This is a genomic window from Kaistella haifensis DSM 19056 (assembly GCF_000735695.2).
GTDB lineage: Bacteria > Bacteroidota > Bacteroidia > Flavobacteriales > Weeksellaceae > Kaistella > Kaistella haifensis.
Map to the genome: position 1 here is coordinate 1 of NZ_JASZ02000045.1, position 9,156 is coordinate 9,156.

A 9,156-nucleotide genomic window follows, 5' to 3' on the forward strand; every position below is an offset into this window, starting at 1 on the left:
GTTGTGAATTGCTTTCAAAATTATTATCTTCGTGACACGATAGGGCATGCAACACAAAAGGTCAAAATAAAAAAAAGATGATTTTTTAAGGAAAGTCTTTGTTTGTAGGGCTTACGTGAAAAAAAATGCAAAAAAATCAAATTGACAAAACGTAAAATTTACTACCGTTTACTACCGTTCTGCTTCCTTCCAGCATCCCGTTAAAGGGTAAGATTTAAGTGTTATTACCATCTGAAACATAAAACCGCCAGAAAACCCAATTTATAAAGGTTTTCTGGCGGTTTTTTAATGTTTAAAAGAGTGTTTAATTATATTTTAAAAGAGTTTTAAATCAAGATCAAAGATAACTATCAATAAACCTTAAAAATCATAGTGCGGTTACCTTTGGGGTTACCTTTGGGGTGACAAAATAAATAAAAAAATACATTCAGACTATAATTGAATGATTAATTAATTTGCTCGGTAGATTTATAAATATATTGAGTTAAAGGGGTGATTATATTATAAAATTAATGCTATTTTAATATAAACAGTTGATTTGCAATAAATTAAACAATCTCTATGGTTTTTTAGTTAGTTTTTCTCCAAACTCAGCCACCTTTCCAATATGAACAGGAGGTTTTTCTTCTTTTTTTAATTCATTTAATTGTTTTCTTAAATGTGTGTTTTCTTTTTCTAAAAGCTCAATCAGCTGATCTTGTCGTAGGATAAGTTTGTCTCTAACCGGGTTTGGCTGATCTACAATCATACTCCCCCCCTCTTTCAACATGGATCCTTTTCCGGTTAAAAGCCATTCTGGATTTAAATCAGGTATTTCCGATAATATATTTTCGATTGCATTCGAATTAATAGGCCTTTTCTTTGCTTCTCCTCTAAAATTAGCGGATGTCATTCCTATTTTTGCATAGAAAATTTCCTTTGCAATACCCTTGGTTTCAATTACTTGAATGATTCTTTCTTTAATCATAGTAAATTTATTTACGTTTTATTTGCTCAATCGAAAATATATTATCTATATTTGTATTAATAAAAAGACAAATTAAACAATGGACAAACCTACAAAAAAACGCCAAACCTACAATACGGTTATCCTTACTGAACTAAAAAATAGATATGGGTATTCCCTAGATTTTATTAGAAAATCGCTGAGAGGAGATCGTGTAGGTGAAATGCCGGATATTCTGAAAAAGGAGTACAAAACAATGGACAATGAGTCTAAAAAGGCAATTAAGAAATCTTTAGAAACCTTAAAATCATAATTATGAAGAAATTAATCCACAAATTTTTGAAATTCAGACGAACCATATCCTTTGCATTCGCTGACAAAACTATTACCGAAACCTGGACGCTATTCGGTACAATCGAATTTTCAACTCACAAAACTATTTAAAAATGGTTTCGACACCACGGCGTGAACTGATTTTACCTCTAAAATTATACAAATGAAATTTACTCAAGAGCAAGAAGCGCTTACAAAAATTGCAGAAAAGCTAAATACAAAGTTAGAAAGAATGGAAGAAACTATTTCCCAGCGTGAAGACTACGTTAGCGAAAAATCTGAGAAATGGTTAGAGTCATCGACTGCGAATCTTATGCCAAAAAAACGGAACAATTAAATGATATCTGCAGTGTGGTTCAAGATGGCATAGATGCGCTCGAGTATTTTGCAATCCAGCTCGAAGAATTACAATAATCCCAAACGGTTTCTCGGAGGTTCGATTCCTCCGCTGGGAACAAAATTAACAACCATTTAAACACCGTTTAAATCTATGTTCGAATATTACAACAATACTTTATGTGTCCAAGCTAATTGGCTTTCTGAAACAGGTGTTATTTCCTTTAACAACCTCAAGAAATTGGCAAGTAAAGGTAAAATAAAGAAAGCTCGCAATGGCGGCGGTCTTGGCAATCCAGCCTTATACATTTACAGTTCGCTGCCAGAACGTTTCAAAAACATAATTGAGCACGATTTAGGTATAAATCCAAACGAGCAAAAAAGCACAATTCATTTTTCTGAGTTTCTATCCTCTGATGAAAACGCTGCTGCATATTTCGCCAATTATGAACTTGAGGACGGAAGATATTTATCTGAAGCCAACAGTGATGCTGTTGAAGAATATACCGCCAACGTTTGCATATTCAATGCAATTAACAAAGTAATTGTAAAGGTTACCAATGCCAATCCCAAAATCAACAAAGCGGAATTATGGCAAAATATTACAGAATCGGCTCACAATATCAGCGATGATTTAAGATTTCGTTATCCGTTTGATCTTCCGGAAAATCCACAAGCCTTACGCGCTAAGTTTGAGTCCTGTATTCTGAAAAAAGCAAATAAGAGATATCCAAGAACCGGATTGGAAGGCCTGATTCATAACAACTATTGTAACAATCACTCCTTGAAGATATCGCAGGAGGTTGGCGAGTGGTTAATCGCTTACTATTCTTTACCGATTAAGTGTTCAATTCCGGAACTGTTTGCAGCCTATGAAAAGAAACGCGCTGTAACAGGATTTCCAAGACTTTCAGAAAGTGGTATTCAAAACTTCATCATGAAGCCGGAAAACGAAAGGATTTGGTTAAGACCGCGCGACGGCAAAGAAGCTTACATCAACCGATTTGGTCACAGCATCAAGAAAAACAAAGAAACACTTTTCCCCAATGCACACTGGGCGATTGACGGAACCAAGCTCGATACCATTCACATCAAGGATAATAAGAACAAAATGGGCGCGGATATGAACATCGACGTAGTAATCGATGTTTATTCAGAAAAAATAATAGGCTGGAGTTTGTCAGAGTCTGAAACCCATGTTGATCACTTCAAAGCATTGAAGATGGCAGTCAACACAGCCGGCGCAAAACCTTATCTGTTTACATACGATGCGCAATCCGGTCACAGAACCAAGAAAATGCAAGAGTTGTATAGTAAAGTTTCTAACTCCCATTATCATCATAAAGTCGGCAGAAAATCAAATCCCATCGAGCAGGTTTTTAACCGCTTTCAACAGCAAGTTATTGGTAAGCGTTGGTTTTCAGACAAACAGTCCATAAAAGCAAAGCAAAGTCGCTCACAGGTGAATGTTGACTTCATCAAGGAGTTTAAAAATGCGCTGCCGACCAAAGATGAACTATACAAACACTTCATCGTAATGGTTAACGAGTGGAACGCCATGAAACATCCCCGATTCAACAAATCACGAAACGAAGTGTACGCCGCGAAATCGGAACACACCCAGGAACTTGATGCATTCGAACAAATTTCCATGTTCTGGCTGGAAGAAACCAAACCGAAAATTTACAAAAAAGAGGGAATGAAACTTACGGTTTCCGGTACTGATTACGAATTCGAGGTTTATGATAAAGACAACCAGATCGACGAGGATTTCAGACAGAAATACGTGAACACAAAACTCATTGTCAACTATGATCCTGAATACTTGGATGAGTACATCAAACTCTACGAGCTCAACGAAAAAGGACAAAAGGTGTTTGTAGCGTATGCTCAGAAGAAACGGGAACACAGCCAAATGATGAAATTCTCTACAGAAGACAGCAAGGCACAAATGCTCAGAGATTTGGCAGTAAGAGACCGGGAAATGATGCGCGACTGGACAAGGTACCAGGAGATTGCAGAACGTACCGGAATTACACGGGAATCACTTGTCGATGAGCAAAACGCAATGATTGTGGACAACTGGGAACTCGATGCAAAAATGCTCGCTTACGGAACCAAGGAAGAGCAAATAAAAACCAACAGAAAATCAGTCTTCGAAACATTTAATAAAAATTAATACCAGATATGGATCAGAAAGAAAAAATCGCAATTGTAAACCAGCTCCGCTTGTACGTTGCACAAAAAGGAAGTCAGAACAAAGCAGCTGCATCACTTAAAGGCGCAAGTTCCGCCGTAGTTTCCCATCTATTGAGTGGAAACTGGGAACCTTATACAGACGATATGTTCAGAAAAATCGGCGCTCAAATCGGCTATAATTCCAAAGATTGGCAGTTTGCGCCCACTACCAACGTCGTTGAAGTTTACAATATGCTGGAAGATGCCAAAACCAACGCCCTTGTTTTATCCATCATCGGAAGAGCCAGCGCAGGTAAATCCACCGCAACGAAAAAATTTGAATCCGAAAATAAAAATGTAGTAAGAATCGAATGCGGACAATATTGGGACCGGAAATTATTCTTACAGGAAATTCTTTCCCAGCTCGGGGATAAAAATCCATCTGTGAGAATCGCCGACATGATGCGAGATATCGTGTTAAAATTCAAAGCGATGGATATGCCGCAACTGATTATTGATGAAGTGGATAAAATTGACGATAAAGTCCTCCTCTTTCTTATCACGCTTTACAACGAACTCAAAGGCCACTGCTCTATTATTATTTTGGCCACATACTACCTGAAAAAGCGGTTCGAGGACGGTATCAGACTGAGAAAAAAAGGCTATGAAGAATTGGTCAGCCGATTCGGAAGATTCTACGAACTCGAAGACACCACATATACGGATATAAAAGCCGTGTGCGAATCAAACGGGTTGACAGATGAAAATAACATCAAAATTATCGCTAGAAATTCTAAAGGTGATTTAAGAGCGGTTTCAGACAGCATTATCGCTTTGAGAATTGATGAAAAACGAAAACTGACAGATCAATGAAAGAATTTAGATATCACCCAGAAATCAAAGGATTAAAAGTAAACGAAGACGGCTCGGAAGTACTTATGAATGAACATCCGGTTTCATTAAAAATAAGAAATAGAGGAAAGCATCCTTTTAAATTTTTCTATTACAAGGATATTCAGATAGGTTTAGCAAAATTAGTATTAGAATGCTGGAGCGGAATGGCTCCCGAACCAAGATTAACAGCAAAACATATTGATTGCGACTACACGAATTACCATTATACAAATCTACGATGGGGAGCAAGTGGCGGAAACTCAAAATTCCCACCGAAAGTGGATGAAGAAACAAGGAATAAGATCATTGAAAAATTGGAAACCAACAGCAATATTACCCTCATTGCAAAAGAATTCGGAGTTTCAGATACATTGATTAGGAGATTAAAAAACAAAAGAGAATTATATGGCGAATGATTTTTTCTCAGTCGAAGAGCTGGAAAGTACAAAGTTTAAGGATTTCAACTTCGAAGGAAAATGGGAAGCATCATTTGGCAAACCGGAAGCGCGTGGAGTTTGGATTATCTACGGAAAATCATTCAACGGAAAATCATCATTCATGATGCAGCTGGCAAAGTATCTCACCGGATTTGTGAAAAACAAAGTACTGATAAACACTTTGGAAGAGGGCAAAACCAAATCTTTTAAGATGAATGTAGAGCGGTCGGGAATCAGCTCTGTAAAAGATAAGGTTCTATTTGGGAACCGGGTGCCAATGGAAAAGATTTGCGAGCGGCTCGAGAAACAGCGCAGCCCCGAAATCATCATGATTGACAGTTTGCAATATGCGAAACTCAACAAAAAAAATTTCGAGGAATTGCGGGAGAAGTTCCGAAACAAGCTGTGGATTTTCATTTCACAAGCCGACAAAAGCGGAAATCCCAAAGGATCATTAGCTGAAGATATAAAATTCGATGCTGATGTGAAGATTAAAGTAGAAGGTTTCAAAGCCTTTCCGGAAAGCCGTTACGGCGGTGGTGAAGAATTTATTATTGATGCAGAACGCTCAGCAAACTATCACGCAAAAATCGAATAAAAACTATGACAGAAAACCACGACGAAAGATTTCTACAGCTCACTGTAGCTCTACAGTACGACAGTTACGGTGAAAAGTACCTCACAGACTTTGACCGAATGCTCATCCACCAGAACCGAAGCGCCCTACTCAATGGCAAAGATTATCAGCTACCGGATACCGTGGAAGAAAAGATGACAACAAAATTAAATTATATCACAAAACACAGCTGGGTAAGCCCTTTTTAATTATGAATGCAGAGGAAATTTTAGATGAAATAACGAAAAATATTTTGAATGTACCTCAAAATACAGGTTATGCCGAAACAATTAGAAATCAATCTAAAGCAGTTCAAAATAGCCAAGAAATCATAAAAAAGGAATTAGCAAAGATTTATGACAAAGGCTTTAAAGAAGGTGTTCAATTTTAAGAGGATAAATAAATTAAAAAGCAGCAAAAAGAAAATTAGAAATGAACGAAATGTTTCCACCCACCGAACAGGAGCTCGAAGAAATCATTAAAAATCTCAAGGCTCAATTAGAAGATTACAGGTTTCAGGATGATTGGCCAAAGATCAACGAGGAACTGATACAGTACGAAAACCAACTTAAAAATTTAACACTTACAAATAACATATTATGACAATCGACATCACCCAATTATCTCCGGAACAAAAACGGGAACTCGCAAAACAGCTTAGTGATCAGAAAAAAGCTGAAAAGGAAAAACGAGCTGCAGACCTAAAAGCTCTTGACGAATTGGCAGCGGAAACAATGCCGGAATCAATGAGAATACTGCGCGACGCCTCGGAAGCTTTGGAAAAAGCAAAAGCTAAAGTTTTTCAGGATTTTCAAATTTATCTGAAACAGAAAATCGAAACCATCGGCGTAAGGTCTAATCAACAAACGCACACAATCACAGTCGGAAACGACAGCATTAAACTAGGTTACAGAATTACGGACGGTTACGGCGAGAACGCGGCGTACGGGATCGCAATGGTTCACAAGTTCCTTGGCTCACTAGGTAAGGATGAAAATTCAAAAAAAGTGCTTTCAATCGCTTACCGGTTATTGCAGCGAAATGGAAACGGTGACTTAGACAGCAAGAAAGTTCTGGAGCTTCGCCAAATCGCTGACAAAGATTTCCCGGATACGGATTTTCAGCGAGGCGTAGAACTGATCCAAAGCGAATACAAGCCAAAGGTTTCCAAATGGTTTATCGAGGCGGTTACAAAGGATGGTACCGGTATCGAAAAAAACATTCCTCTTTCAATTACCGGCGTTGACCTTCCGGCAGATATGGACCTCAATTTTTTACTTCCTAAAGATTAGAAACATGAAAATAATTGCACACAAAATCGGTAACAAAATCAATCAGGAAGGCTGTTACATTTCCAGCGAGGAGTTACAATTGAATGACAATATGTTAGAATTGCTTCAAAACTACTTTTTAGGAGCTTTCAAAACAGGAGAAACATTTCATTTCTACAGTGATTCTTATTTATCAAATAACCGCGCTTACAAGATTGCGAATTTGATTTTCGAAGACCCAGAAACATTAATCAATAATTCTCAAAACCTCGGAAGATTGCTTTATGATGCCGCCGAAAATCCACGAGTTCAAGGTGGAGAATTGTTTATTGTTTTCTTTCCAAAAACCGACGAAAACGATTTTGATAAAATAGGAATTTTCAAAACCGAAAAAAGGGAATCTTTCTTAAAAATACATTCAATACCGGATTCACTGAATCTTGAAGAGGACAAAGGGATTAGCCTTACCAAGATTGACAAAGCTGCATTGATTTACAATACTGAAAGTGAGAATGGTTATGTACTACAGGTTGTTGACAATAACAAAAACGGTGATCTGTATTATTGGTTCGAAGATTTTTTGAAAGTAAAGCAACGCCCGGATGACTTTTTCCAAACACAGCAAACAATGTCTGTATTTAAAGATTTCGTCACGAAGCAACTTCCCCAGGAATATGAGATTTCAATGGTAGACCAGTCGGAGTTCCTTAATAAATCATTAGCATTTTTCAAAGAAAAAGAAGAGTTCAGTTTTGATGAATTCACCTCAGAAGTTTTGGAAGATGAACAGGTAATTGAAAGCTTCGGGAATTATTTGACAGACTATGAGCAGGAAATGCAGATTTCTATTTTAGACGAATTTCCAATCAGCGTACCAGCTGTAAAAAAACAACAGCGGAGCTTCAAAAGCATCATCAAGCTTGATAAGAACTTTCACATTTATGTTCACGGCGATAGAAAGTTGATTGAAAATGGTGAGGACGAAAACGGCAAGTATTACAAACTGTATTTCGAACAGGAATCTTAGAACATAAATTCTCTATATATCAAAGAGCGGTGAATCGGTCACTACAGGTTCGAATCCTGTCGCCGCTCCAAATTAAAATCAGAATAAAATGGCAACACTTAAAAAATTAATGACCTTGCTTTCAAACCAAGGTCTAGTAGAAGAAAGAGCAGCAATTATCGCTCAATTTACCAACGGTGCAAAATCGTCAGCTCGTCAACTTAACGCCTCGGAACTGAACACCCTTTGTACGTTCCTGGAGAATGAAACCACCAAACAGAAAAACGATCTCGATAAAAAAAGAAAGCGCCTGATCGCCTGCATTTTTGGAGTTTTCAAATTAGCAAATAGAAAAGTTTCTATGGAGTACGTGAAAGCAATTGCGTGTAGAGCTGCCAAAGAAAAAAACTTTAACCAAATCCCACCCGCAAGATTAGACAGCCTTTACAGTGCTTTCCTCAACGCTCAAAAGGACCTTACTTTTTCTAAGCGATTGGTTGATGGTTTTATTAATGAACAAATATCTTATAACTGATGATACTTTCTTCAGGGATGACTATTAAAGCAAACTATAGTCATCGTAAACACGTAATTAAGTCGATAGAAAGAAATTGCACCTGTGCTAACCCGGCTGACGAATTAGGATTGACAAAAAAAGGAATGGAAAAATGTTCACCAGAACATATTCATATCAGATGTAAAGACACAGAAGATAACATGAATAGTTGGTTTAATGGTTTTGTTGAGAATGAGGATGGTAAAGTAAGAAGTATTTGGAGTCCAACAGATGAGATTATTATTATTTCAATTCCAAAAAATTTACAACTAGAACTTTTTTAAATATTAAAATATGAAATATTTAGTAGCAATATTTTTAATAAGCATGTTAACTGCAATTCCCCTACTCGAAAACGAAGTTGTTTTTAGCCGCTAACGAGGAGGAGTCGGCGTGAAAAATTCAATATTCCAAATCCATTATTTCTTACCTTAGTACCTGCTCCTTGAAAAGACCGGTTTAAGCAATGGTGTTTAAAAAACCCGTCTGCAATTCAGGTAAGATTGCACAAAAGTCTTTGGTAGTAATACTTCAGACGGTGTTAGTTTTTAATGGTGAGTCCGCCAAAAGCAGATATCCCGAT

14 protein-coding genes are annotated in these 9,156 nt (G+C 37.2%); 13 read left to right on the forward strand and 1 reads right to left on the reverse strand.

The window, feature by feature from the left end; genetic code table 11:
* Nucleotides 1-559 precede the first annotated feature (559 nt).
* Nucleotides 560-967 carry a hypothetical protein gene (locus AP75_RS14515; protein WP_185116486.1) on the reverse strand — a complete coding sequence of 136 codons (408 nt, stop codon included), beginning with the start codon at nucleotides 965-967 and terminating at the stop codon, nucleotides 560-562.
* 79 nt (nucleotides 968-1,046) lie between these two features.
* Between AP75_RS14515 and AP75_RS13130 the strand changes: the two genes are divergently transcribed.
* The 13 genes from AP75_RS13130 to AP75_RS13180 all read left to right on the forward strand — a co-directional run bounded on the left by AP75_RS13130 (nucleotide 1,047) and on the right by AP75_RS13180 (nucleotide 8,857).
* Nucleotides 1,047-1,259, forward strand: coding sequence for a hypothetical protein (locus AP75_RS13130; protein WP_088264949.1), 213 nt, complete (start codon nucleotides 1,047-1,049; stop codon nucleotides 1,257-1,259).
* 183 nt (nucleotides 1,260-1,442) lie between these two features.
* A complete protein-coding gene (locus tag AP75_RS14370; protein WP_158212089.1) occupies nucleotides 1,443-1,616 on the forward strand; it encodes a hypothetical protein in 174 nt (57 codons plus the stop codon).
* Nucleotides 1,617-1,769: 153 nt separating this feature from the next.
* Complete coding sequence (locus tag AP75_RS13135; RefSeq protein ID WP_088264950.1) at nucleotides 1,770-3,794, forward strand: integrase catalytic domain-containing protein; 2,025 nt, start codon at nucleotides 1,770-1,772, stop codon at nucleotides 3,792-3,794.
* 8 nt (nucleotides 3,795-3,802) lie between these two features.
* Complete coding sequence (locus tag AP75_RS13140; RefSeq protein WP_031502145.1) at nucleotides 3,803-4,666, forward strand: ATP-binding protein; 864 nt, start codon at nucleotides 3,803-3,805, stop codon at nucleotides 4,664-4,666.
* Nucleotides 4,663-5,103, forward strand: coding sequence for a helix-turn-helix domain-containing protein (locus AP75_RS13145; protein WP_088264951.1), 441 nt, complete (start codon nucleotides 4,663-4,665; stop codon nucleotides 5,101-5,103). Before AP75_RS13140 ends, AP75_RS13145 begins: the two co-directional genes overlap by 4 nt.
* A complete protein-coding gene (locus AP75_RS13150) occupies nucleotides 5,093-5,722 on the forward strand; it encodes a P-loop NTPase family protein (protein ID WP_051872567.1) in 630 nt (209 codons plus the stop codon). Before AP75_RS13145 ends, AP75_RS13150 begins: the two co-directional genes overlap by 11 nt.
* Before the next feature lie 5 nt (nucleotides 5,723-5,727).
* Complete coding sequence (locus tag AP75_RS13155; protein ID WP_031502148.1) at nucleotides 5,728-5,949, forward strand: hypothetical protein; 222 nt, start codon at nucleotides 5,728-5,730, stop codon at nucleotides 5,947-5,949.
* Between the two features lie 2 nt (nucleotides 5,950-5,951).
* Nucleotides 5,952-6,131: a hypothetical protein gene (locus AP75_RS13160; RefSeq protein ID WP_031502149.1), complete on the forward strand. Its 180-nt coding sequence runs from the start codon at nucleotides 5,952-5,954 to the stop codon at nucleotides 6,129-6,131.
* A 50-nt stretch (nucleotides 6,132-6,181) separates the two neighbouring features.
* Complete coding sequence (locus AP75_RS14495) at nucleotides 6,182-6,343, forward strand: hypothetical protein (protein ID WP_169711630.1); 162 nt, start codon at nucleotides 6,182-6,184, stop codon at nucleotides 6,341-6,343.
* Nucleotides 6,340-7,032, forward strand: a complete 693-nt coding sequence (locus AP75_RS13165) for a DUF3164 family protein (RefSeq protein WP_031502150.1) — start codon at nucleotides 6,340-6,342, stop codon at nucleotides 7,030-7,032. Before AP75_RS14495 ends, AP75_RS13165 begins: the two co-directional genes overlap by 4 nt.
* Before the next feature lie 4 nt (nucleotides 7,033-7,036).
* Entirely contained in the window at nucleotides 7,037-8,038 is a 1,002-nt protein-coding gene (locus tag AP75_RS13170; protein WP_031502151.1) for a nucleoid-associated protein, read from the forward strand.
* Nucleotides 8,039-8,126: 88 nt separating this feature from the next.
* On the forward strand, nucleotides 8,127-8,552 hold the full coding sequence (locus AP75_RS13175; protein WP_031502152.1) for a hypothetical protein: 426 nt from the start codon (nucleotides 8,127-8,129) through the stop codon (nucleotides 8,550-8,552).
* Nucleotides 8,553-8,569: 17 nt separating this feature from the next.
* The gene (locus AP75_RS13180) at nucleotides 8,570-8,857 is read left to right on the forward strand and encodes a hypothetical protein (RefSeq protein WP_143755900.1); all 288 of its coding nucleotides are present in this window, start codon (nucleotides 8,570-8,572) and stop codon (nucleotides 8,855-8,857) included.
* The last annotated feature ends 299 nt before the right edge of the window (nucleotides 8,858-9,156 follow it).

What these genes read in the sequence shown, in the direction of transcription:
- AP75_RS13135 (WP_088264950.1), top strand. Translation starts at nt 1,770, where the DNA reads ATGTTCGAATATTACAACAATACTTTATGTGTCCAAGCTAATTGGCTT.
- AP75_RS13145 (WP_088264951.1), top strand. Translation starts at nt 4,663, where the DNA reads ATGAAAGAATTTAGATATCACCCAGAAATCAAAGGATTAAAAGTAAAC.
- AP75_RS13170 (WP_031502151.1), top strand. Translation starts at nt 7,037, where the DNA reads ATGAAAATAATTGCACACAAAATCGGTAACAAAATCAATCAGGAAGGC.
- AP75_RS13140 (WP_031502145.1), top strand. Translation starts at nt 3,803, where the DNA reads ATGGATCAGAAAGAAAAAATCGCAATTGTAAACCAGCTCCGCTTGTAC.
- AP75_RS13150 (WP_051872567.1), top strand. Translation starts at nt 5,093, where the DNA reads ATGGCGAATGATTTTTTCTCAGTCGAAGAGCTGGAAAGTACAAAGTTT.
- AP75_RS14495 (WP_169711630.1), top strand. Translation starts at nt 6,182, where the DNA reads ATGTTTCCACCCACCGAACAGGAGCTCGAAGAAATCATTAAAAATCTC.
- AP75_RS13175 (WP_031502152.1), top strand. Translation starts at nt 8,127, where the DNA reads ATGGCAACACTTAAAAAATTAATGACCTTGCTTTCAAACCAAGGTCTA.
- AP75_RS13130 (WP_088264949.1), top strand. Translation starts at nt 1,047, where the DNA reads ATGGACAAACCTACAAAAAAACGCCAAACCTACAATACGGTTATCCTT.
- AP75_RS13165 (WP_031502150.1), top strand. Translation starts at nt 6,340, where the DNA reads ATGACAATCGACATCACCCAATTATCTCCGGAACAAAAACGGGAACTC.
- AP75_RS14370 (WP_158212089.1), top strand. Translation starts at nt 1,443, where the DNA reads ATGAAATTTACTCAAGAGCAAGAAGCGCTTACAAAAATTGCAGAAAAG.
- AP75_RS13155 (WP_031502148.1), top strand. Translation starts at nt 5,728, where the DNA reads ATGACAGAAAACCACGACGAAAGATTTCTACAGCTCACTGTAGCTCTA.
- AP75_RS13180 (WP_143755900.1), top strand. Translation starts at nt 8,570, where the DNA reads ATGACTATTAAAGCAAACTATAGTCATCGTAAACACGTAATTAAGTCG.
- AP75_RS14515 (WP_185116486.1), bottom strand. Translation starts at nt 967, where the DNA reads ATGATTAAAGAAAGAATCATTCAAGTAATTGAAACCAAGGGTATTGCA.
- AP75_RS13160 (WP_031502149.1), top strand. Translation starts at nt 5,952, where the DNA reads ATGAATGCAGAGGAAATTTTAGATGAAATAACGAAAAATATTTTGAAT.